Annotated in this window: 24 protein-coding genes and 1 other annotated feature; of the genes, 23 read left to right on the forward strand and 1 reads right to left on the reverse strand. The window is 41.0% G+C overall.

The annotated features are described in order from the left end of the window. Nucleotides 1-12 precede the first annotated feature (12 nt). The 7 genes from MHH70_RS11985 (at nucleotide 13) to ispD (ending at nucleotide 9,242) form a co-directional block, all read left to right on the forward strand. Nucleotides 13-543, forward strand: coding sequence for a UvrB/UvrC motif-containing protein (locus MHH70_RS11985; protein ID WP_066168752.1), 531 nt, complete (start codon nucleotides 13-15; stop codon nucleotides 541-543). After that, complete coding sequence (locus tag MHH70_RS11990; RefSeq protein WP_107943503.1) at nucleotides 540-1,634, forward strand: protein arginine kinase; 1,095 nt, start codon at nucleotides 540-542, stop codon at nucleotides 1,632-1,634. Before MHH70_RS11985 ends, MHH70_RS11990 begins: the two co-directional genes overlap by 4 nt. Further along, nucleotides 1,624-4,068: an ATP-dependent Clp protease ATP-binding subunit gene (locus MHH70_RS11995; protein WP_066168757.1), complete on the forward strand. Its 2,445-nt coding sequence runs from the start codon at nucleotides 1,624-1,626 to the stop codon at nucleotides 4,066-4,068. Before MHH70_RS11990 ends, MHH70_RS11995 begins: the two co-directional genes overlap by 11 nt. A gap of 542 nt (nucleotides 4,069-4,610) precedes the next feature. After that, nucleotides 4,611-5,564: a methyl-accepting chemotaxis protein gene (locus tag MHH70_RS12000; RefSeq protein WP_066168760.1), complete on the forward strand. Its 954-nt coding sequence runs from the start codon at nucleotides 4,611-4,613 to the stop codon at nucleotides 5,562-5,564. A 240-nt stretch (nucleotides 5,565-5,804) separates the two neighbouring features. Continuing rightward, on the forward strand, nucleotides 5,805-7,181 hold the full coding sequence (gene radA / locus MHH70_RS12005) for a DNA repair protein RadA (RefSeq protein ID WP_107943502.1): 1,377 nt from the start codon (nucleotides 5,805-5,807) through the stop codon (nucleotides 7,179-7,181). Nucleotides 7,182-7,470: 289 nt separating this feature from the next. Next, nucleotides 7,471-8,541 carry a PIN/TRAM domain-containing protein gene (locus MHH70_RS12010; protein ID WP_066168766.1) on the forward strand — a complete coding sequence of 357 codons (1,071 nt, stop codon included), beginning with the start codon at nucleotides 7,471-7,473 and terminating at the stop codon, nucleotides 8,539-8,541. An 11-nt stretch (nucleotides 8,542-8,552) separates the two neighbouring features. Further along, entirely contained in the window at nucleotides 8,553-9,242 is a 690-nt protein-coding gene (ispD, locus tag MHH70_RS12015; RefSeq protein ID WP_342471588.1) for a 2-C-methyl-D-erythritol 4-phosphate cytidylyltransferase, read from the forward strand. 45 nt (nucleotides 9,243-9,287) lie between these two features. Here ispD and MHH70_RS12020 read toward each other — a convergent pair whose 3' ends face one another. Further along, nucleotides 9,288-10,340: an NAD(P)/FAD-dependent oxidoreductase gene (locus tag MHH70_RS12020; protein WP_342471589.1), complete on the reverse strand. Its 1,053-nt coding sequence runs from the start codon at nucleotides 10,338-10,340 to the stop codon at nucleotides 9,288-9,290. A gap of 282 nt (nucleotides 10,341-10,622) precedes the next feature. Between MHH70_RS12020 and epsC the strand changes: the two genes are divergently transcribed. The 16 genes from epsC to MHH70_RS12100 all read left to right on the forward strand — a co-directional run bounded on the left by epsC (nucleotide 10,623) and on the right by MHH70_RS12100 (nucleotide 23,114). Further along, nucleotides 10,623-11,564, forward strand: coding sequence for a serine O-acetyltransferase EpsC (epsC, locus tag MHH70_RS12025; RefSeq protein ID WP_066168776.1), 942 nt, complete (start codon nucleotides 10,623-10,625; stop codon nucleotides 11,562-11,564). A gap of 227 nt (nucleotides 11,565-11,791) precedes the next feature. Further along, nucleotides 11,792-12,271, forward strand: coding sequence for a 2-C-methyl-D-erythritol 2,4-cyclodiphosphate synthase (gene ispF, locus MHH70_RS12030; RefSeq protein WP_107943499.1), 480 nt, complete (start codon nucleotides 11,792-11,794; stop codon nucleotides 12,269-12,271). A 226-nt stretch (nucleotides 12,272-12,497) separates the two neighbouring features. Beyond that, a complete protein-coding gene (gltX, locus tag MHH70_RS12035; protein ID WP_342471590.1) occupies nucleotides 12,498-13,958 on the forward strand; it encodes a glutamate--tRNA ligase in 1,461 nt (486 codons plus the stop codon). 483 nt (nucleotides 13,959-14,441) lie between these two features. Then, nucleotides 14,442-15,842, forward strand: coding sequence for a cysteine--tRNA ligase (gene cysS / locus MHH70_RS12040; RefSeq protein ID WP_107943497.1), 1,401 nt, complete (start codon nucleotides 14,442-14,444; stop codon nucleotides 15,840-15,842). Nucleotides 15,843-15,846: 4 nt separating this feature from the next. Next, the gene (locus MHH70_RS12045) at nucleotides 15,847-16,248 is read left to right on the forward strand and encodes a Mini-ribonuclease 3 (RefSeq protein WP_066168801.1); all 402 of its coding nucleotides are present in this window, start codon (nucleotides 15,847-15,849) and stop codon (nucleotides 16,246-16,248) included. Nucleotides 16,249-16,263: 15 nt separating this feature from the next. Further along, nucleotides 16,264-17,010 carry a 23S rRNA (guanosine(2251)-2'-O)-methyltransferase RlmB gene (rlmB, locus tag MHH70_RS12050; protein ID WP_066168804.1) on the forward strand — a complete coding sequence of 249 codons (747 nt, stop codon included), beginning with the start codon at nucleotides 16,264-16,266 and terminating at the stop codon, nucleotides 17,008-17,010. A 1-nt stretch (nucleotide 17,011) separates the two neighbouring features. Next, nucleotides 17,012-17,524: an NYN domain-containing protein gene (locus tag MHH70_RS12055; RefSeq protein ID WP_066168809.1), complete on the forward strand. Its 513-nt coding sequence runs from the start codon at nucleotides 17,012-17,014 to the stop codon at nucleotides 17,522-17,524. A 431-nt stretch (nucleotides 17,525-17,955) separates the two neighbouring features. Next, nucleotides 17,956-18,585 carry an RNA polymerase sporulation sigma factor SigH gene (gene sigH / locus MHH70_RS12060; RefSeq protein WP_342473198.1) on the forward strand — a complete coding sequence of 210 codons (630 nt, stop codon included), beginning with the start codon at nucleotides 17,956-17,958 and terminating at the stop codon, nucleotides 18,583-18,585. A gap of 75 nt (nucleotides 18,586-18,660) precedes the next feature. After that, complete coding sequence (gene rpmG, locus MHH70_RS12065) at nucleotides 18,661-18,807, forward strand: 50S ribosomal protein L33 (protein ID WP_107943577.1); 147 nt, start codon at nucleotides 18,661-18,663, stop codon at nucleotides 18,805-18,807. A 32-nt stretch (nucleotides 18,808-18,839) separates the two neighbouring features. Further along, the gene (secE, locus tag MHH70_RS12070) at nucleotides 18,840-19,025 is read left to right on the forward strand and encodes a preprotein translocase subunit SecE (protein WP_066168815.1); all 186 of its coding nucleotides are present in this window, start codon (nucleotides 18,840-18,842) and stop codon (nucleotides 19,023-19,025) included. Nucleotides 19,026-19,203: 178 nt separating this feature from the next. Next, on the forward strand, nucleotides 19,204-19,743 hold the full coding sequence (gene nusG / locus MHH70_RS12075) for a transcription termination/antitermination protein NusG (protein ID WP_066168818.1): 540 nt from the start codon (nucleotides 19,204-19,206) through the stop codon (nucleotides 19,741-19,743). Nucleotides 19,744-20,010: 267 nt separating this feature from the next. Beyond that, nucleotides 20,011-20,436 carry a 50S ribosomal protein L11 gene (gene rplK, locus MHH70_RS12080; RefSeq protein ID WP_066168821.1) on the forward strand — a complete coding sequence of 142 codons (426 nt, stop codon included), beginning with the start codon at nucleotides 20,011-20,013 and terminating at the stop codon, nucleotides 20,434-20,436. A gap of 117 nt (nucleotides 20,437-20,553) precedes the next feature. Beyond that, nucleotides 20,554-21,252: a 50S ribosomal protein L1 gene (gene rplA, locus MHH70_RS12085; protein ID WP_066168824.1), complete on the forward strand. Its 699-nt coding sequence runs from the start codon at nucleotides 20,554-20,556 to the stop codon at nucleotides 21,250-21,252. A gap of 49 nt (nucleotides 21,253-21,301) precedes the next feature. Then, nucleotides 21,302-21,446, forward strand: a sequence feature (ribosomal protein L10 leader region). 34 nt (nucleotides 21,447-21,480) lie between these two features. Further along, nucleotides 21,481-21,981 carry a 50S ribosomal protein L10 gene (gene rplJ, locus MHH70_RS12090; RefSeq protein WP_066168827.1) on the forward strand — a complete coding sequence of 167 codons (501 nt, stop codon included), beginning with the start codon at nucleotides 21,481-21,483 and terminating at the stop codon, nucleotides 21,979-21,981. 76 nt (nucleotides 21,982-22,057) lie between these two features. Next, nucleotides 22,058-22,420 (forward strand): 50S ribosomal protein L7/L12, encoded by a 363-nt coding sequence (rplL, locus tag MHH70_RS12095; RefSeq protein ID WP_066168830.1) that lies wholly within the window; start codon nucleotides 22,058-22,060, stop codon nucleotides 22,418-22,420. 91 nt (nucleotides 22,421-22,511) lie between these two features. Further along, a complete protein-coding gene (locus MHH70_RS12100) occupies nucleotides 22,512-23,114 on the forward strand; it encodes a class I SAM-dependent methyltransferase (RefSeq protein ID WP_342471591.1) in 603 nt (200 codons plus the stop codon). Nucleotides 23,115-23,550 lie beyond the last annotated feature (436 nt).

Raw genomic sequence — 23,550 nt, forward strand, 5'->3', positions numbered from 1 at the left:
TAGGTGATTAGCATGATTTGTGAACATTGTAAACAGAGACACGCAACTGTCACGGTGACAAAAGTACAAAATGGGCAAGCGGTCGCAAAGCATTATTGCGAGCATTGTGCATCCAAATTCCATCCGTTCCAGACAGATATACAGGAGGAACCTGTCAGCCTGCATCAGCTTATTTCAAATTGGTTTGGTGTACCGATGTGGAAAAGCACGCAAGCAGAGGAAAAAAAGACCACACCAAGCACATGTCCGTCATGCGGCTTCACATATCGCCAATTTTTAAAGCAAGGGAAGTTTGGCTGCGCTGAGTGCTATGATACATTCCGGGAGCAGTTGCCCCCCGTGCTTAGCCGTTTACAGGCAGGTACATCACATACAGGGAAATCAGTAGTCATTAGTATGGAGCAGCTCAAGCAAAAAGTAGAGGGCATCCGTCAGCAAATGCAGCGAGCAATTGAGGAAGAGCGCTTTGAGGACGCTGCTAAAATGCGTGACGAAATAAAATTAATTCAGCAAAAGCTTGATGCTGGAGGTGTAGACGTATGAATATCGAGCATTTTTTAAAACATGCGCCTAAGTGCATCGCCGAATATGGTGAGCATTCAGATATTGTCATGACGACTCGTATTCGACTTGCTAGAAATATCGCCAATACACGCTTTCCGCTTAGCTTTTCACAGCAAGAAGCAAATGACGTACAGGAAAAGCTTATGAAGGCATTGCTCACACCACAAGAGCAATTAAATTTTTCTTATTTTCGAATGGCGGACTTATCACAATTAGAGCGTCAATTGTTAGTAGAAAAGCATTTAATTAGCCCTTATTTAGCAAAGCATAAAGAATCAGGGGCGGTCCTTTTATCATTAGATGAATCGACAAGTGTAATGGTTAACGAGGAGGACCACTTACGCATTCAAGTTTTGAGCCCGGGCTTGCAGTTGATGGAGACGTATGAACAGGCGAGTAAGCTAGATAATCGCTTAGGTAAGCAAGTGAGCTATGCATATGATGAGCAGTTTGGTTATTTAACGAGTTGTCCAACAAATGTAGGTACAGGTTTACGGGCATCCATTATGATGCATTTACCAGCATTAACAATGTCTAAGCAAATGAATGTCCTCATCCAAATGATGACACGTTTAGGGATGGTTGTGCGTGGTATATATGGAGAGGGCAGCGAAAATTTGGGTAATATTTATCAAATATCTAACCAAGTAACGCTTGGTAAGTCAGAGCGTGAAATTTTAGAGGAGCTGCAAAAGGTTGTTGAACAAATTATCGGGAAAGAGCGCGCTGCTCGTCAAAAATTACTTGAGCGAGCGCGAGTGACATTGGATGACCGCGTTAATCGTGCATTAGGAACGTTACGCTATGCTCGTGTATTAACGAGTGAAGAGGCGGCATCCTGCCTATCAAGTGTGCGATTAGGTGTTGACTTGAAGTTAATTGAAGGAATCTCACCAAACAGCTTAAATGAATGTGTGATGCTAATTCAACCAGGCTTTGTTCAACAATATGCAGGTACAATGCTCGATGCGGTAGACCGTGATATATATCGAGCACAATATATTCAGAGGAAATTGGGTAAAGATAGTTTAACTACAGGAGAAAAAGGAGAGGAAACATATGATGTTTAATCGATTTACGCAACGTGCACAAAAGGTTTTACAATTAGCGCAGGAAGAAGCTATTCGTTTAAATCACGATGCGATTGGCACAGAGCATATTTTACTTGGTCTCGTACGTGAAGGCGGTGGCATCGCAGCAAAAGCGCTAGAAGCAATTGGTGTTAGCCCTCAAACGATTGAAGCAGGTATTGAAGAGCTCGTAGGGAAGGGAACTGAAAAAGTAGGCTTAACAGTGAGCTATACGCCACGAGCTAAAAAGGTAATTGAATTATCTGTTGATGAATCACGTAAATTAGGTCATTCTTATATTGGCACAGAGCATATTTTATTAGCGTTGATTCGAGAAGGGGAAGGAGTAGCCGCACGCGTCTTAGCTAATGCGGATGTGAGCTTAAATAAAGCGCGTCAACAAGTGCTACTATTACTGGGCAATAACGATGCAAATCAGGCTGGAGGCGGCGCGGCAAGTCCGACTGCGAGCACACCAACTTTAGACGGCTTAGCACGCGATTTAACTGCCATTGCACGTGAAGGCTCATTAGACCCAGTTATCGGTCGTTCGAAAGAAATTACACGTGTCGTTGAAGTATTATCACGACGTACAAAGAATAACCCAGTGTTAATCGGCGAACCAGGTGTAGGTAAGACGGCGATTGCAGAAGGTTTAGCACAGCAAATCGTTAACAACGAAGTACCGGAAACTTTACGCGACAAACGCGTTATGACACTTGATATGGGAACTGTCGTGGCAGGCACAAAATACCGTGGTGAATTTGAGGATCGCTTGAAAAAAGTAATGGATGAAATTCGCCAAGCAGGCAATATTATTTTATTCATTGATGAATTGCATACATTAATTGGTGCAGGTGGAGCAGAAGGGGCAATCGACGCTTCGAATATTTTAAAACCATCTTTAGCGCGCGGCGAATTACAATGTATTGGTGCGACAACATTAGATGAGTATCGTAAATACATTGAAAAAGATGCTGCTTTAGAGCGACGCTTCCAGCCGATTCAAGTTGATGAACCGTCTGTTGATGAAACGATTCAAATTATTTACGGCTTACGTGACCGTTATGAGGCGCATCACCGAGTGAAAATCACAGATGAGGCAGTGGATGCGGCAGCGAAATTATCGGACCGCTATATTTCAGACCGCTTCCTACCTGATAAAGCAATTGACTTAATCGACGAGGCAGGCTCAAAGGTGCGTTTACGCTCATTTATCGTACCGCCAAACTTAAAGGAGTTAGAGGAACGTTTAGAAAGCGTACGCTCTGAGAAAAATGCTGCTGTATCAAGCCAAGAGTTTGAAAAAGCTGCTGCTTTACGCGACTCTGAGCAAAAGTTAAAAGAGGAATTAGAGCAAACAACGAAGGAATGGAAGGAATCTCAAGGTAAGGCGGAATCTCAAGTAACGGTGGAAGATATTGCTGAAGTTGTGTCAATGTGGACAGGAATTCCTGTAAATAAAATTGCGCAGGAGGAGTCTGCAAAGCTGTTAAATTTAGAGGAAGAGCTGCATAAGCGAGTGGTTGGTCAAGGAGAAGCAGTTGAAGCTATTTCACGTGCCATTCGTCGCGCTCGTGCAGGCTTAAAAGATCCGAAGCGTCCAATCGGCTCATTTATTTTCCTCGGCCCTACAGGGGTAGGTAAAACAGAGCTTGCCCGCGCATTAGCAGAAGTAATGTTTGGAGACGAGGATGCGATGATTCGCATTGATATGTCTGAGTATATGGAGAAACATGCGACTTCTCGTTTAGTTGGTGCACCTCCAGGCTATGTAGGCTTCGATGAAGGCGGTCAGCTTACGGAGAAAGTGCGTCGTAAACCATATTCTGTCGTGCTACTTGATGAAATTGAGAAGGCACATCCAGATGTATTCAATATTTTATTACAAGTGTTGGAAGATGGGCGTTTAACGGATTCGAAAGGACGTCTCGTTGACTTCCGCAACACAGTTGTCATTATGACATCAAACGTAGGTGCGGATGCGTTGAAATTCCAAAAAAATCTAGGCTTCAGTGTTGGCAACTCAGCGTCTAGACATAAAGATATGAAGGGCACAATGCTGGATGAGCTGAAAAAAGCATTCCGTCCAGAGTTCTTAAATCGTATTGACGAAATGATTGTATTCCATTCATTAGAAAAAGAACACTTAACAGAAATCATTTCATTAATGGCAGCATCTTTAACGAAGCGTCTACAAGAGCAAAACATCGAGCTAGAGCTGACAGACGCTGCGCTTGCAAAAATCGCAGAGGAAGGCTACGACCCACAATATGGTGCCCGCCCATTACGTCGCGCACTACAAAAACATGTGGAAGATCGCCTATCCGAGGAGCTATTAAAAGGCACAGTATTGACAGGCGGCAAAATTGTTTTCGATTATGTCAATGATGAGTTCGTTGTACGTGCCAAGGAAAATGCTGTGGAGGCTTAATTTAACGTCTTTCAGCGGAAATCTCCCACCACTGTAATTGGTGAGATGAATGCAAGCATTAGACTGATTTTAGCTAGTGCGCAAACACTCGCTGAAGCATAGGGACTCAGTCTAAGAACATTGCATCCTAAGATAACGACTGAGTGACCAACATCGTGTTGGGCTAAAGCCTCTGGCGGATGTCACAGGACGTGAAGGTTTTAGGTTAACTTCCGTTAAATAGCATAAAAAATCTGGACACAATTGCGCTGAGGCGTAATTGATAGAAGCACGAGAAATCACCTTGATTTCTCGTGCTTTTTCGCAATGCTAAGTTTTTTGCGTTCGCATTTCCAATGATTGTGTGCGAATTGTGACTTTAGACCTGTTCGGAAAGTGTAATCGATGACAAAATGGTTTATTAAACTTTAGAAAATCAGTAAAATGAATGGGAAGGCAAAATAAAGTCTCCGGCGAACATCACGAATTTTGAGGAAATTTCCTTCGTAAGCTGAAAAAAATCTAGAGCCGAGGCGCAATTGATAATATGGGGTGATAGGACTATGTTTACGATATTTCAATCAAAAAAAGAGGATATCGAGCAATTTAAAACAAAAATTGATGAACTAAATGCGCAGCTTGATAAAAAGGATCACGAGTTTCAAATTTTTTTAAATGAGTTACATAAGGAAATGATTTCGACAATTGAACAACATGATAAAGTAAACAATCAGCATGTTGTACTAGGTGAAATGGTTGGAGAAATTTTAGATGAGTTTAATAAAGTTGAAAATAGTACAATCAAATCAAACCATATTGCAGAAAATGCATTGAGTAAAGGGAATATTTTAATTTCTGCCTCTGACCAAATGGCGACATTGTCAGTTGAGAGTAAGCAGGCAGTACATGAAGTGGAGCAGCTAATTGATTTATTAGGTGAGCAATCGCAAAAAACCTCTTCAAGCATGAGCGATTTAAGTGAGCGTTCTAAGCAAATTGCGGAAATTGTTAATGTGATTGGAGAGATTTCAAATCAGACGAACCTGCTCGCTCTAAATGCTTCAATTGAGGCTGCGAGAGCCGGGGAACATGGAAAAGGCTTTTCTGTCGTTGCCGAGGAAGTAAGGAAATTAGCAGAAAACACGAAAACAAGCACCGAAGACATCGCAAACTTAACAAAGAAAATCGAAGAGCAAATTGCCCAAGCCTATGAAGACAATAAAAATAATATGCAGCTAGTGACGAATGGCATCGAAAAGAGTGCAGCAACATCTGCGCAAATTGAAAGTTTACTGCATATGATTACGAATGTCCAAACAGGCATTGATGAACTATTAGGCTATATGAAAGAGCAAAAAACCTCAAATGAAGATGTAATGGATAAATTCAAAATGACAACATCTCTATTTGATGACACGAATCGTGTATTAACAAACCATATTGACGAATCTGAAATCGTCACACGTAAATTATTAGAGGCAGTGGAGCAAGTAAAACATTTTCATATTAGAAAATAACGAAATTGGACGGTAGCTTGCGATAAAGCTGCTGTCTTTTTAACTTCTATTAGGTGACTGGACACAAGCTGATAAAAAGGAACTTGGTCTAAGACTATCGCATCTTACTGGCACGACTAAGTGACCAACATCGTGTTGACCAGACTTGCGGCGGGTGTCACAGACTTTGGAGGGAGGCTTGCGTGAATAGGCAGTATTTTATTACTTTGCTATAATAAAGCTAAAAACATCGGAGGTATCATGGCAAAAAAGAAGACAAAATTTATATGTAATGCATGTGGCTACGAATCGGCGAAGTGGATGGGGCGCTGTCCGGGCTGTGGGCAGTGGAACACAATGGTGGAGGAAGTGGAGGTTATTGTCAAGGGACCTCGCGGAGCCTTCCAGCATTCTAGTGCAACAACGCAAAAGGCTGTGCCGATAATGACTGTGGAAACGGTGGAGGAAGCACGCATTGTTACCGAGATGACGGAATTGAACCGTGTGCTGGGGGGCGGTATTGTTGCGGGCTCGCTTGTGTTAATTGGGGGAGACCCGGGCATTGGAAAGTCGACTTTATTGCTTCAGGTGTCCGCGCTACTTTCCAATCGTGGGCAGCGGGTGCTTTATATTTCTGGGGAGGAATCGATTCGCCAGACAAAGCTGCGCGCAGAGCGTTTAGGGGTAAAGTCACAGGAGCTATATATATATTCTGAAACGAATTTAGAGTTTTTGCATCAAACAATCGAAGAGGTGCAACCGAAGTTTGTCATTGTCGATTCGATTCAAACAGTGCACCATCCAGAGGTGACGAGTGCGCCGGGAAGTGTTTCGCAAGTGCGTGAGTGTACAGCGGAGCTAATGCGCATTGCGAAAACGAAAAATATTGCGATTTTTCTTGTGGGACATGTGACGAAGGAGGGGCAAATTGCTGGTCCCCGCCTTTTAGAGCATATGGTGGATACGGTGCTTTATTTTGAAGGAGAGCGCCATCATAATCACCGTATTTTGCGTAGCCAAAAAAACCGCTTTGGCTCAACCAATGAGATTGCTATTTTTGAAATGTTGCACGGTGGTCTAAAGGAAGTATTGAATCCATCTGAATTATTTTTACAGGAGCGTTCACAAGGTGTAGCGGGCTCGACTATCGTTGCATCGATGGAAGGGACGCGCCCTATTTTAGTGGAAATTCAATCACTTGTCACACCTACAAGCTTTAATTACCCAAAACGAATGGCAACGGGCGTAGATCAAAACCGTGTGCAGCTATTAATGGCAGTACTAGAAAAACGCATGGGTATGATGTTGCAGGCACAAGATGCTTATATTAAGGTAGCGGGCGGTGTGAAGCTAGATGAGCCAGCGATTGATTTAGCTGTTTTGACATCGATTGTTTCGAGCTTTAAAGATGAGGCTGTTCGCGCTACAGATTGCTTTATCGGAGAGGTTGGTTTGACGGGGGAGGTACGTCGAGTTTCACGTATCGAGCAGCGTGTGCAGGAGGCAGCAAAGCTAGGCTTTCAACGAGCTTTTATTCCAGCATCGAATATTGGTGGCTGGGACTTCCCACCCGGTATTCAAGTCGTTGGTGTCGAAACGATAGGTGATAGCTTGCGTTTGTGCTTTAATAATTTGTAATGACTGTAAAGGCTGTTAGGAAAGTCTGATTTCCTGACAGCTTTTTTTACTTCTTTTATTTTAAAATGTAAAGAAAGCTGCGAGGTCTAGTGTTCATCATCTTTTTAAATGGGATACTTGCTTTTAAACACGGAGCTTTATTTTAACCAAACAAGAATGAAACGTCCCAAAAGCAGGTGAAGTGCAGTTTTTGGGACGTCCTATCAAATTTCTTGCAAATTAGTGGGCTGTTCATCGCAATAATAAGAGGAACAATGTATAATTATGCTCAAAGAGAGGATGTGATGTGATGTTAAAGAGAGTTATTCAAATTGCCTTTTTATTAATCGGGGGAGCGTTAGGCTTTATTTTTTTACCGCCATTATACGAGTTTATGCATTTATCTTCTAATCCGTGGCTTGACAATCCTATTGTTTCGATTATTTTAGGTGCTAGTTTACTATTTGTTTTATCATTTTTATTATCTGATTATTGCGTCCGTTTAATTGTTTGGATGGAGGAAGTGCTTTTCAAATTGCCGATAGGTGATTTGCTATTTGGAACATTCGGCTTAATTGTTGGGCTAATTGTGGCGTATTTTATCGGCTTTGCGATTGAGCGTATCCCACTACCAGTTGTGCCAGAAGTGTTACCGATTCTTTTCTCAATTATACTCGGCTATTTAGGGTTCCGCATTGGCTTTAAGCAGAGGGAGGAGCTATTGCAGCTATTTACCCCTAAAAGTAATATACAGAAGAAAAAAACTACGGTACAGGATGATATGGCCATGTCGAAGTTATTAGATACGAGCGTTATTATCGATGGGCGTATTGCAGATATTTCTGCCACAGGCTTTGTGGAGGGAGCGTTAGTTGTGCCGCAATTTGTGTTAACTGAATTGCAGCATATTGCTGACTCTTCAGATACATTAAAACGCACGCGAGGTCGCAGAGGTCTAGATATTTTAAAGCGACTACAGGATGAGCGAGCATCACAAGTGCTAATTGTAGATGATGATTTTGAAGAGGTTCAAGAAGTCGACTTGAAGCTAGTGCGCTTAGCGAAGCAGCGCAGCGCACAAATATTAACGAATGATTTCAACTTAAATAAAGTATGTGAGTTACACAACGTGCAAGTATTAAATATTAATGATTTAGCGAATGCAGTGAAGCCTGTTGTTATTCCAGGGGAGGATATGCAAGTCGTTGTTATTAAAGATGGCAAGGAGCATAATCAGGGGGTTGCTTATTTAGATGACGGTACGATGATTGTTGTAGAAGGTGGTCGCAGCTATATCGGGCAGGCAATTACAGTGACCGTTACAAGCGTGTTACAAACATCGGCAGGGCGCATGATATTTGCTAAGCCAAAAGAAAGTTAGGAAGTGAGCAAATGCGATATGAAGTAGTATTGCCTGCTGCGGGCAGTGGAAAGCGAATGGGCGCAGGGCAAAACAAATTGTTTTTGCCGCTTTTAGAAAAGCCCATTTTAATGCACACATTAGAAATATTTGAGCAGGATTGTAATTGTACGGGCATTTGGCTTGCAGTAAAGCCAGAGGAACGAGCATTTATTGAAGAATTGCTTGCACGCTATAGCATTACGAAAGTAAAAGGTTTGCCTGCAGGCGGTGAGGAGCGACAGCACTCTGTGCACTCATGCTTGAAGGCAATGGAGCAAGTAGAGATTGTCCTTGTGCATGATGCTGCACGCCCATTTATTACCCAAGAAATTATTGCGCAATTGGCAAAGGTGGCGTATGAGAAAGGGGCAGCCATTGCGGGTGTGCGAGCGAAGGATACGATGAAGAAGGTGCGTGGCACAGTGATTGCTGAGACAGTTGAGCGTGATAGTCTATGGATGATTCAGACGCCGCAGGCATTTCGCTTCGATTTGCTAGCGGAGGCTGAGGATGTAGCAGAAAAAATTGGCTTTTTAGGTACGGATGAAGCGATGCTAGTAGAACGACTTGGACATGAAGTGCATATTGTCGAAAGTAGTTATGAAAATCTGAAAATGACAACACAGGAAGACTTGCTATTTGGTGAGGCAATTTTGCGTAAACGAGCTTTGCAAAAATAATTAAAGTGGCTAAGGACTGTTTTCATACAGTTCCCTAGCCACTTTTTAATTACCCACTTTCGATAATTGTTTTTCGATAATGGAACGATTTTTTTCTTTGAACAGCTCATTATGTGATGATACCATCCCGTAGCGGTACGCGCTAGGCTCTAAATAAGTTTTAATGGAGTTAACGGCATTCGCTGCATCCTGGAAAGTGCCAATCAGAAGATTGACCTTGCCTTCAAATGCTAAAATGTCACCTGCTGCAAAAATGCCAGGCTGTGCTGTTTCTCCAGTAGCCTTCCCTTCGAAATAATAGTCATCCTTTTTTGGAAGAGCTATTGCTTCATCAAAATCCAATGATGCTTCACGATTATAACCATGACTAATAATGACTTCATCAATTTGGCGGATAGAGTTTTCTTGTGTTTTTGAATTTTCACATGTTACATACTGGATAGCTGTTTTGTCAGCATTGGAAGTGAGCTTTGTAATGGACGTGTTACATTCAATTTTAACACCTGCATTAATTGCTTCTTGTATTGTTGCCTCATGTGCCGATAGCTTTTCGTTTCGGTACACAACCGTGATACTTTTCGCGATTGAGCTAAGCTCAACTGCCCAATCAATGGCTGCATTGCCCCCACCTGAAATAATAACTTCTTTGTCAACAAAGCGTTGAAACGATTGCACGGTATAGTGCAAGTTTGCCATCTCATATTTTTCAGCGCCCTCTAATGTGAGCTTTTGCGGATTAATAATGCCCCCACCGACTGCTAGAAGAATCGTTCGAGAGTAATGACATTCACCCATTGAAGTATGAACGATGAATAAATCATCCTGTCGCTCTATCAAATCAACTTTCGTATTCGTTAAGATTGTTGGGTCAAATGTTTTTGCTTGTTCAATTAATTGCTTAACGAATTGCCCTCCAAGTACAGGTGGATGGCCACCAATATCCCAAATAAGCTTTTCGGGATAAAGCAGTACCTTCCCTCCTAATTCTTGTTGACTTTCGATAAGCTTTGTTTTTAAGCCGCGCAACCCACTATAAAAAGCGCTATATAAACCTGCGGGACCGCCGCCAATAATTGTTACATCATATACATTTTGCACTATATTTCCACATCCCTAAAAAGTATTTAAAACCTAAAAGATGATATTAATTTCTCCGTTGATAACGATTATCATTATCGAGTGACTTCATCATAGCATGAAATTTCAGAAAAGAAAAGTCGGGTCCAAGTGCAATATAGTGCGGGAAATTAAAATGATTATACGTTAGTAAACTTCTGTGCTTGCAAAGCGCGACAATCTTTTGTACCCTTATAAAAACACGAGTATTGATATATGATTAATCAGAGAATAGACTAAAAATTGAAGGGGTGTTTTGTTGTTATGAACTTAAATGAATGGTTGAATGAAAAAATACCAGCAATTACGAGCTCTTTAAATGATATAAATAAGCAGTATGTTGATATTGAAAATTCTATAGGCTTTATCGGACGTGATCAAATCTATAAAATTTTAGATAACTTTCATGAAGTATTATTTCCGGGCATTTACACAACGCCACCAATTGATGAGATGCGCATTAATATTGTGAGTAGTAATAAATTGCGTGAGGCAGCATTAGATTTGCGTGATATTATAGAAAAAGTGTTGATTTATAATATGGAAGATAGCGACCCAGCAAATTGTGGGACGTATTGCCGTGAGCAGGCGGACAAAATTGTGATGAATTTAATTGCTAGGTTCCCAACAATTCGCAAAATGCTGCAAACGGATATTCAAGCTGCCTACAACGGAGACCCAGCGGCACTTTCAACAGAGGAGATTTTGCTAAGCTATCCATCAATTGTAGCAGTGTTTACTCATCGCATTGCGCATGAGCTGTATGAGATGGGTGTGCAAATTGTGCCACGTATTATGTCAGAGTATGCGCATCGTTTAACGGGTATTGATATTCACCCGGGGGCATCGATAGGCGAGTCATTTTTTATTGACCATGGTACAGGGGTTGTTATTGGAGAAACATGTACAATTGGCAACAATGTGAAAATTTATCAAGGTGTGACGTTGGGAGCGTTAAGCTTCCCGCTTGATGCGAATGGAAATCCAATTAAAGGAATTAAGCGCCATCCGAATATTGAGGATAATGTAGTCATTTATGCGGGTGCGACGATTTTAGGTGGAGAAACGACAATCGGTCATGATTCGGTGCTAGGAAGTAATATTTGGCTAACGCATTCTGTCCCACCGTATTCTCGTGTTTATAATTCACAACCATCTCCAAATATTAGTAATAGTCAAATGAAAAACATTGAGTATCATATTTAAAAATTTTAGATAAATTTTTTTGTGCCAAAAGCGAGGCGACAGGCACAAAAACATGTGCTCTTATGGTTATTCGTCACAAAGGGACCGTCTCAAAATGATTTTTTAGACGGTCTCTTCCCTATTTCAGCGCAAATTTTGGTATGATAGGGAATAGAACAGAAGCTTTTATGTGATGACTTTGGGTCACCTTAAATAGTAGAATAAATAAAAATTAAAGGAAGATGAATATGTTTCGAGTAGGGCAAGGCTATGATGTACATGCATTTGCGGAGGGGCGCAAATTAATTTTAGGCGGGATTGAAATTCCACATGAACGCGGTCTTTTAGGGCATTCTGATGCAGACGTATTATTACATACGATTACGGATGCGGCACTTGGCGCAATTGGTGAGGGAGATATCGGACGTCACTTTCCGGATACAGACCCTGAGTGGAAGGACGCTGATTCGGCAAAATTGCTACAGTATATTTGGAAGATTGTCGAGGAGAAAGGCTATGTGTTAGGGAATGTAGATGCAACAATTATGGCACAGCGTCCGAAAATGGCACCTTATATTGAACCTATGCGTAATCGAATTGCGGAGCTGTTAAATGCAGACGCATCACAAGTGAATGTAAAGGCGACGACGACAGAAAAGTTAGGCTTTGTTGGTCGGGAGGAAGGAATTGCAGCTTTAGCTACGATTTTGTTAATTAAAAAACAATAATGGGTGGCTGTTTGAAAAGTGGTTTAACATGCAACTTTTTGAACAGCTATTATTGCTTTTTAGAGTGTAGGTCATGATTTAAAAAGCTGTTTTATATTCATCGCTTGGTCGTTTATAATGAGTGCTTTGCTTTTTTACTCCTATACTTTTAATTGTATAAGGACAGTGGTAAAATGGACAAAGTTGAAAACGGTCGGAAATCCGTTAAAATTCAGGAGGTTTTTTTATGACGAAACAAGTTCGTGTTCGCTATGCGCCATCGCCAACGGGTTTTTTACATATTGGCGGAGCGCGTACAGCATTATTTAACTATTTATATGCCAAACACCATGATGGTAAATTTATCGTGCGTATTGAAGATACGGATATCGAGCGTAATGTGGAGGGCGGGGAAGCATCTCAGCTCGACAACCTGCGCTGGCTAGGAATTATACCTGATGAATCAATCGATATCGGCGGACCGTATGCACCATATCGCCAAATGGAGCGCCTTGATATTTATAAAGAGCATGCGGAGCGTCTACTGGCCGAAGGAAAAGCATATAAATGTTTTTGTACATCAGAGGAGCTCGAGGCATCACGTGAGGCACAAAAAGCAAATGGTGTTGCTGCGCCGACATATGATGGTAAATGCCGTCATTTAACAGCGGATGAAGTAGCGAAGAAGGAAGCGGCTGGAGAAGCTTATACGATACGTATGCGCGTACCAGCAGACACAACGTACAAGTTTACAGACTTAGTGCGCGGTGAGGTTATTTTTGAATCAAAGGATATCGGCGATTGGGTGCTAGTAAAAGCAAACGGTATTCCAACATATAACTATGCGGTCGTATTAGATGACCACTTCATGGAAATTTCACACGTCTTCCGTGGTGAGGAACATTTATCAAATACACCGAAACAAATGATGATTTTTGAAGCCTTTGATTGGGAATATCCACAGTACGGGCATATGACATTAATCGTTAATGACGAGCGTAAAAAGCTCTCGAAACGTGATGAATCAATTATTCAATTCGTAGCGCAATATAAAGATTTAGGTTACTTACCAGAGGCAATGTTCAATTTCTTTGCACTGCTAGGCTGGTCTCCAGAAGGGGAAGAGGAGATTTTCACGAAAGCGCAATTTATCGAGCTATTTGATGAAAAACGTTTATCTAAATCACCTTCTATGTTTGATAAAACGAAGCTTACGTGGATGAATAATCAATATATTAAAAAGCTAGATCGTAAAGAAGTTGTCGCATTGGCATTACCGCATTTACAAAAAGCGAATCTTTTACCTATGGAACTAAATGAAGAGCAAGCTGCTTGGGCTTCTGAATTAATTGGTTTATATCACGACCAAATGAGCTTTGGAGCTGAAATTGTCGAGCTTTCTGCGCAATTCTTTAAAGATGAAATCGACTATGATGCAGAAGCTACAGAGGTGTTAGCGGGTGAGCAGGTACCTGAAGTAATGACATCATTTAAGGCACAATTAGAGTCGCTAGCGTCGTTTGATGCAGAATCAATTAAGGCTGCGATTAAAGCTGTACAAAAAGAAACAGGTCATAAAGGGAAAAATTTATTTATGCCAATTCGTGTAGTAACAACTGGTCAAACACATGGCCCAGAGCTACCGAATGCTATTGCATTAATTGGTAAAGAGAAAGTTATTGCTCGCGTAGAAAAGTACGCGAATTAAATGTTTGATTTTTTTACTAATTTCTGTACAATAAAGCTACTATATATGAAAGCTTTGATAAGGAGAAGTACGTCGCGCATGCTCGACAAGAGAGGACTACCACCGGCTGAAAGTAGTCTGAGCCTAGGCAACACGGAAATGCACCTTTGAGCGCTTCGCTGAAACGGAAAGTAGGCAAGCCGGAGTCGTCCATCGTTAAAAGGACTTTAAAGCGGAAAGTGGACTAATCTTGATTTTAGCATCGCTGAATCAAAACAACGCTTTTGACAGATTGCGAAAAAATTTCCCTAGCGAAATTCAAGAAATCTGACCGAAGCATAGTTGATTTGACCCTTTCAAGCAGAGTGGAACCACGCTAATTATGCGTCTCTGTCACAATTTTGTGGCGGAGACGTTTTTTGTATTGATAATTATAAACGCTAGGCATTTGCGTAAATGGCGATGTCAAGAGGGCTTGGAGAATGATGAAAAGGAGAGAAAAAGATGAGCATTTCGATTTTCAACTCATTAACACGACAAAAGGAAACATTTGTGCCATTAGAAGAGGGCAAGGTAAAAATGTACGTGTGCGGACCGACTGTTTATAACTATATTCATATCGGGAACTCACGTCCTGTTATTGTGTATGATACAGTGCGTCGCTATTTTCAATATGCAGGCTACGAAGTGAAATTCGTATCTAATTTTACAGATGTTGATGACAAAATTATTAAAGCGGCTAATGAGCTAGGTGAAGAAGTATTTGAACTGACGGAGCGTTTTATCGGGGCATATTTCGACGATATTACAGCACTAGGTTGCCGTAAAGCAGATGTGCATCCACGCGTAACGGAGCATATGAATGATATTATTGCATTTATCCAAGTATTAATTGATAAGGGCTATGCATATGAATCAGCAGGAGACGTTTACTATCGAACGCGTAAATTTGATGGTTATGGTAAATTATCACACCAATCCATTGATGACCTAAAGGTTGGTGCGCGTATCGAAGCGGGAGAGAAAAAGGAAGACCCGCTTGATTTCGCCCTTTGGAAAGCAGTAAAGCCGAATGAAATTTTCTGGGCTAGTCCTTGGGGAGATGGTCGACCGGGCTGGCATATCGAGTGCTCTGTAATGGCACGTGAGCATTTAGGTGATACAATTGATATCCACGCAGGCGGTCAAGATTTGACATTCCCGCACCATGAAAATGAAATTGCACAATCAGAGGCGCATACAGGAAAAACATTTGCGCGTTATTGGATGCATAATGGCTATATTAATATCGATAATGAAAAAATGTCGAAGTCATTAGGGAATTTTGTATTAGTGCATGATATTCGCCAGCAAATCGATCCGCAAGTGCTACGCTTCTTTATGTTATCTGTACACTACCGCCAGCCAATCAACTTTGCACAAGATTTAGTTGAGGCAGCACGCACAGGCTTAGAGCGAATTCGCACAGCGTATAACAATGTAGAGCATCGCCTTGCGCGAGCGGCTAATTTAGTAAACAATGCTGAAGGGTGGCTAACGCAAATTGCGGCAATCCAGCAGCAGTTTGAGGATGCAATGAATGATGATTTTAATACAGCCAATGCGATTACGGCTTTATTTGAATTAGCTCGTTTAGCAAATATTTATGTAGCTGAAAGTAATACAGAGCAAGAGGTTTTACAAAAATTCCTTACAACATTTGACCGACTTGGTGATGTTTTAGGGATTGTGTTAAAAGCGGAAGAAGAGCTGCTTGATGAAGAAATAGAGGCGTTAATTGAAGAGCGGAATGCAGCGCGTAAAAACCGTGATTTTGCACGTTCTGACGAAATTCGTGACCATTTATTGAGCTTGAATATCGTATTGGAAGATACGCGTCAAGGTACACGCTGGAAACGAGGGTAATAGGATGTCAGAGCTTCGAAAAGAAGATGTTAAACAATTGAATGCGCTAGCACTTGCCTATATGGGAGATGCGGTGCTTGAGCAGAGGGTGCGCGAACACCTTCTGCGCATGGGGCGAGTGAAGCCGAATACGCTGCATCGTGAGGCGACCAAATATGTATCTGCAAAGGCGCAATCAATGGTCATATATCGTTTGCTAGAGGAAAATTATTTGACGGAGGAAGAGCTTGCGGTATTTAAGAGAGGTCGCAATGCTAAATCAGGCTCCATACCGAAAAATACAGATGTGCAAACATATCGCAACAGCTCGGGCTTTGAAGCGGTGCTCGGTAGCTTATATTTATTAGGACAGTTGGACCGAGTGGATGAAATAATTAATTATGCAATTACAATCGTAGAACAGTAGAGAGGAGTGTCGTAGATGGCAGAGCAAGCTGGTGAAATGATTGCAGGAAAAAACCCAGTATTAGAGGCATTGCGTTCAGGTCGCGAAATGAACAAGCTATGGATTGCAGAAGGTGTCAAAAAAGCAGGCATTCAGGAGCTGTTAGATTTAGCACGTGAGCGTGGTGTGCTCGTGCAGTTTGTGCCGAAGAAAAAGGTGGATCAGCTGTCGGATGCAAACCATCAAGGAATTGTAGCGTCTGTTGCAGCCTATGATTATGCAGAGCTAGAAGATTTATTTTCAGCCGCACAAGCAAAAGGCGAGGATCCATTTTTCTTAATTTTAGATGAGTTGGAAGACCCTCATAATTTAGGCTCTATTATGCGAACGGCAGATGCGGTTGGTGTGCATGGTATAATTATTCCGAAACGTCGCGCGGTTGGCTTGACAGCGGTTGTTGCAAAGGCTTCGACGGGAGCAATCGAGCATGTGCCTGTTGTACGAGTAACGAATTTAGCGCAAACTGTAGATGAACTAAAGGAGCGCGGGATATGGGTTGCTGGTACCGATGCAAAGGGTTCCGCGGATTATCGCAAAATGGATGCTACATTGCCGTTAGCGATTATTATAGGTAGTGAAGGGAAAGGCATGAGCCGTCTACTGAAAGAGAAATGTGATTTTTTATACCATTTACCGATGGTTGGTCATGTTACTTCGTTAAATGCTTCAGTTGCAGCGGCCCTGTTAATGTACGAAGTATACCGTAACCGCCAAGCTTTATAATATGCAAAATGTTTTGCTAGTAGACGGCTATAATATGATTGGAGCTTGGGCGGAATTGCGCCCTTTGCGCGATAAAAGCTTAGAGGATGCCCGTGATCGTTTAGTAGAATTGCTTGCTGAATATAAGGCGACAATGGGATGGCGGGTCATTATTGTATTCGATGCGTATCTTGTACCCGGTACTGAGAAATTGCATATGAAGCACGATGTCGAAGTGCTATTTACGCGGAAAAATGAAACGGCAGACGAACGTATAGAGAAGCTAACGAATGAATTAAAGGGTAGAAAAGTACAAATTCATGTAGCAACCTCTGATATGACCGAGCAAAATGTAGTGTTTGGACAAGGTGCGTTGCGCAAATCTGCTCGCGAATTAGAAATTGAAATTCAAATTGTGCAAACCAAAATTTCATCCAAAGTAAAAAAAACACAAATAGAGAAGCCAGCTTCGCGCATTTCTTTATCTAAAGATGTGGAGCTTGCATTTGAAAAGTGGCGACGCGGCTTGAAGTAGGTTAGCTAGATTTTGATAAGTAACTTCATAGATGATGGGATGACTAGCCAATTTATCCCGCATTAACGGGCGGTAAGACGCCCATTTCAAGATTTAAGTGAAGATACGCTTAGGATAAGTGGGAGATGAACTGCCCGTAAAAGTCCGATTGGTTCACCTAACAATCAGTGGAGGATGAGGAAAACCTCCACTGAGATTGAAGTTTTACTTTATCTGTTATGCCAAATTAAATTAAGCTGAAATCTTTGGTGGATTGCTTGAATAATGGAGAAAAGACTTGTGCAATATAAAATTCATTGACTTCCGCCAAACATATGAAAAAGATGGACAAGCGTTAGCTAAGGGATGATTGATTTTCTGTTTAGTTCAATTATACTGTTGCTAATGATTCTTAAGTGACTGAGGTGAAGCGATTGCTTAAAAGTAGTAAGATGCCAACCATACAGCAATTTGAAGAGCTTTCTGACGAGGAGCTTGTAGATCAAGTTCGACTAGGAAATACAGATGCGTTAGATTTTTTAATAACAAAATACCGCTTATTTGTGAAAGCGAAAGCAAGGTCCTATTTTCTTGTTGGTGCTGACAAGGAAGATATTATACAAGAAGGCATGATTGGTCTTTACAAAGCGATACGAGACTTTAAGGGGGACAAGCTTGCTTCGTTTAGAGCGTTCGCTGAGCTATGTGTTACAAGACAAATTATTACAGCCATTAAAACAGCTACACGCCAAAAGCACATCCCACTTAATTCTTACGTGTCGTTAGACAAGCCAATTTATGATGAAGAATCTGAGCGAACATTGATGGATATCATAACAAGCCCGCAATCTGATGACCCTATGCATGCGATGATTAATCAAGAGGAATTCAACTATCTAGAAGAAAAAATGAGTGAAGTGTTAAGTGAGCTAGAGCAGCAAGTACTGGCACTTTATTTAGAAGGACGTTCATATTATGAAATTTCTGAACTGCTGAACCGTCACGTCAAATCAATCGATAATGCGTTGCAGCGAGTGAAGCGGAAATTGGAGCGTCATTTGGAAGTTGAAGGGATTCGTTGACGCAAGAAGCTTGTTGACAAGCATCATTGTTAGGTGTTAGTCTTGAAAAGACAAAATGCCGAAAAGGTGATACAAATGGCAAAAAAAGTCATTATGAGTTGTGAGAAATGTGGCTCAAGAAACTATGCGATGCCTGCTAAAGAAGGTACAACAAAGCGACTAGAGCTGAAAAAATTTTGCGCACACTGCAATGAACATACGGTGCATAAACAGACAATATAGAGGATATCATTGATTTTGGAGGTTAAGCTAGGATGAGTAAAGTTACAACCTTTCTGCAAGAAGTAGGCGCAGAAATGCGAAAAACAAGCTGGCCAAAAAGTAAAGAGCTAACGAAATATACAGTTGTTGTTATAGTGACAGTTATTTTCTTTGCTTTATATTTTTCGGTAGTTGACCTAGGGATTTCAGAGTTATTCCGTTGGTTCTTAAGTTTGTAAAATAATATTGATGATGAAATAGCCCGTCCGTAGTCATAACGGGTTTTTTCATTTGGCGAAAAATCTTGTCCGGATTTTTGGAGAGGTTTGATGGAAGTTAACGTCATCTTCTTAAAAAACTGTGACATCCGTTGAATTAAAATAACAAAGGAGGGACGGACGAAAAGTCCTTGTAGCTATGGAGAAAAATTGGTATGTAGTTCACACCTATTCAGGTTATGAAAATCGTGTGAAAGCAAATTTGGAAAAGCGCGTTGAAACGATGGGGATGCAAGATAAAATTTTCCGTGTAATCGTTCCAGAGCAAGAAGAAGTAGATGTAAAAGAAGATGGTAAAAAGCGTACAGTTATGCGAAAAGTTTTCCCAGGCTATGTGCTAGTGGAAATCATTATGACGGATGACTCTTGGTATGTCGTGCGTAACACACCTGGCGTAACAGGCTTTATTGGTTCTTCAGGTGGCGGTGCAAAGCCAACGCCGTTATTGCCAGAAGAGGCAGAGCGTTTACTCGCTCAAATGGGTATGAAGGATACAGCAATTGGTGATATTGCCTTAGAGGTTGGCGAGGTTGTGGAAGTATTAGAAGGACCGTTTGCTCATTTCCAAGGGAAAGTGGAAGAAGTAGATGTGGAAAAATCGAAAGTAAAAGTTAGTGTGGATATGTTTGGACGCGAAACGCTGATGGAACTTAGCTTCGAACAAATTCGCAAAATCTAATCTAATTGAGCATAGATAATATACTTGAAATAGATTGTGGTCTACGTAAATTGACAATGTGTGGAAAGCAATAAAATGAAATTTGACTATTATTTGTGCTTGCGTATATGATATAAAAGTGTTATCATTTCATAGGTCAGACTGTAAATTGTTTTCAGTCGGCAATTGATAGATTTTTAATGTTATCGGCAAATTAGCTGACAGACAGATATTTGAGTGGGAGGGGCAACCCAATTACCACATCACGGACTTAAGGAGGTGTGTCTCGTGGCTAAAAAAGTTATTAAAGTTGTAAAACTTCAAATCCCTGCTGGTAAAGCTAACCCAGCTCCACCGGTTGGTCCTGCACTAGGTCAAGCAGGTGTAAACATCATGGGATTCTGTAAGGAGTTCAATGCTCGTACTGCTGATCAAGCAGGTCTAATCATTCCTGTTGAGATTTCAGTATTTGAAGACCGTTCATTTACTTTCATTACGAAAACTCCACCTGCAGCAGTTCTACTTAAAGTAGCAGCTGGTATCCAATCTGGATCAGGTGAACCAAACCGTAAAAAAGTAGCGACGGTTAAACGTGATAAAGTTCGCGAAATCGCTGAACAAAAAATGCCAGACCTTAATGCTGCATCAGTAGAAGCGGCTATGTTAATGGTTGAAGGTACTGCACGTAGCATGGGTATTGCGATCGAAGACTAATTCCCATTTACTTGATGATGCATTTGTTTTTGGAAGGTTGCGGCACTCGAGTGGTGCGCAACCTTTATTCGTGGGAGGTAAAATTCCGCTATAACCACAATCAAGGAGGAAATTATAATGGCTAAAAAAGGTAAAAAGCTGCAAGATGCGGCTAAATTAATTGACCGTACAAAACTTTATTCTGTAGAAGAAGCAATCGAGCTAGCGCAAAAAACTAGCACTGTAAACTTTGATGCAACTGTAGAAGTAGCATTCCGCTTAGGGATTGATACTCGTAAAAATGACCAACAAATTCGTGGTGCAGTAGTGCTTCCGCACGGTACTGGTAAAACTCAACGCGTATTAGTTTTCGCTAAAGGTGAAAAACTTAAAGAAGCAGAAGCTGCTGGTGCAGATTATGTAGGCGATGCTGAGTACATCCAAAAAATCCAACAAGGCTGGTTCGACTTCGATGTAATCGTAGCTACACCAGACATGATGGGTGAAGTTGGTAAACTTGGTCGTGTATTAGGTCCAAAAGGCTTAATGCCAAACCCAAAAACAGGTACAGTTACTTTTGATGTAACGAAAGCAATCGAAGAAATCAAAGCTGGTAAAGTAGAATACCGCGCTGAAAAAGCTGGTATTATCCATGCTCCGATTGGTAAGGCTTCTTTCGAAACAGAAAAATTAGTAGAAAACTTCTTAGCTGTATTTGACGTAGTTCAAAAAGCAAAACCTGCTGCAGCTAAAGGTACTTACATGAAGTCTGTAAACGTAACTACTACAATGGGTCCAGCTGTTAAAATTGACGCTGCTAACGTAGCGGTTAAATAATAAAAAATAGTTGACAACAATTCAACCATTTGTTAATATGGTTTCTGTTGTGAATTATCCATTTGTACCGTAGACAGTAGGAGTGCATTGTGCGCTTAATTTTCCTACCGAGGACAACGGAATTCGGAATCTTTTTAAGATGATGACTTTCTGCCTCTATGTCTATTTTGATATAGGGGCTTTCTTTTGTCGGTATAAATGACTCATTCTAATAGGAGGTGTCATCAAATGAGCAAAGCTGTTGAAGCTAAAAAAGTTCAAGTACAAGAAATCGCTGACAAGTTCCAAGCTGCTGCATCTGTAGTAGTGGTTGACTACCGCGGTCTTACTGTTTCTCAAGTAACAGAACTTCGTAAGCAACTTCGTGAAGCTGGCGTAGAGTTCAAAGTATATAAAAACACTTTAACTCGTCGTGCTGCTGATATTGCAAACGTTGGAGGAATTAACGAACATTTAACAGGTCCAAACGCTATCGCATTCTCAAATGAAGATGTAGTAGCGCCAGCTAAAATTATTAACGAATTCGCTAAAAAGAACGAAGCGTTAGAAATTAAAGCGGGTATTATCGAAGGTACTGTTGCATCACTTGAAGATGTTAAAGCTCTTGCAGAACTTCCATCACGCGAAGGTCTACTTTCTATGCTTTTATCTGTACTTCAAGCACCAGTGCGCAACTTCGCACTTGCAACAAAAGCTGTTGCAGACCAAAAAGAAGAGCAAGGAGCTTAATTGCTACCGAACTTCACAAAAAATCGGCTTAATCGCCTAAAACTTAAAACATAACCTAATGTAGGAGGAAATTAAAATGAATAAAGAGCAAATCTTAGAAGCTATTAAAGCTATGACAGTTCTTGAATTAAACGATTTAGTAAAAGCAATCGAAGAAGAATTCGGTGTAACAGCAGCTGCTCCTGTAGCTGTGGTTGCTGGTGGTGCTGCAGGTGCTGCTGAAGAAAAATCTGAATTTGATGTAGTATTAGCTGCCGCTGGTGCTGAAAAAATCAAAGTAATCAAAGTGGTTCGTGAAATCACTGGCTTAGGCTTAAAAGAAGCTAAAGAGGTTGTTGACAACGCTCCTAAAGCTCTTAAAGAAGGTATTGCTAAAGAAGAAGCTGAAGAAATCAAAGCTAAACTTGAAGAAGTTGGCGCTACTGTAGAAGTTAAGTAATTTCTTGTTAGCATCTCTTAAAATAGACAAGCTCGTCATATGACGGGCTTGTTTTTTTACCTAATTCTTTTTAGCAAGGAGGCGTTACTAAGTGTCAGAGCACTATTATTCTAATAAGCCGCAAGTTGAAAGTAAACCGCGTAAGTGGAAGTTTACACTGCTTGGCTCAGAGTTTATATTTGAAACGGATGCCGGTGTTTTTAGTAAAAATGAAGTAGATTTTGGCTCCCGTGTATTAATTGACACATTTGAAATGCCTGCAATTAAAGGAGCGGTTATGGACGTAGGCTGTGGGTATGGTCCCATTGGTTTAGCTTTAGCAAAGGCGCACCCGGATCGCTTTATTTATATGATGGATATTAATTCACGTGCTGTAGCGTTAGCGCAAAAAAATGCGGAAGTGAACGGGATTCAAAATGTGCAAGTTATCGAAAGTGATGCACTAGCAAATGTAGCGCCTCAAACAGAAGTAGCAGCTATTTTAACGAATCCACCTATTCGCGCAGGTAAAGAAACGATTTTTAAATTTTATAACGAAGCATACGCTATGTTGGTAATTGGTGGCGAGTTATGGGTCGTTATTCAAAAAAAGCAGGGAGCTCCGTCGACTGTAAGTCATTTAGAGGGACTTTTTGCTGAAGTAGAGGTCGTTGAGAAGAAAAAAGGGTATTGGATTGTGCGTGGAAAAAAGTGAATTTTAACTTTTGTCAAGTCAATTCACGCTAAAATATTGACTTGACAAATTGACTGTGATAATATAATAAAATGCAAAATTATTATTTTGAAGAAGTATGCCCTTTTGTATGAATTTGATTTTAAGTAGGGTATGTTTTGCGAGAATTTAGTTTATCATAATTTATTAAGAGCTCTCATCTTTTAGATAGGTGGCGGGCTGAATTATTTATCTTGCTTTCTTTCAGTGGGAGATTCAATTTTCGCTGATGGAGAGAAGTGCAGTCTAAGAGCGCCACATCCAGTGGTAGCGACTGAGTGACCAACATCAAGTTGGCCTAAAGCCTCTGGCAAATGTTACAGTTTTTTAAGAGGAGTTTTCGTACTCATTCGAAAAAAACGGACTAAAGTTAGCTTGAGGTGTAATTGAGTTTAACCGAAAATGAGCTTTTTATAAA

Origin of the sequence: Metasolibacillus sp. FSL H7-0170 (assembly GCF_038593115.1) — a bacterium.
In the GTDB taxonomy this organism is placed as follows: Bacteria; Bacillota; Bacilli; order Bacillales_A; family Planococcaceae; genus Metasolibacillus; species Metasolibacillus fluoroglycofenilyticus.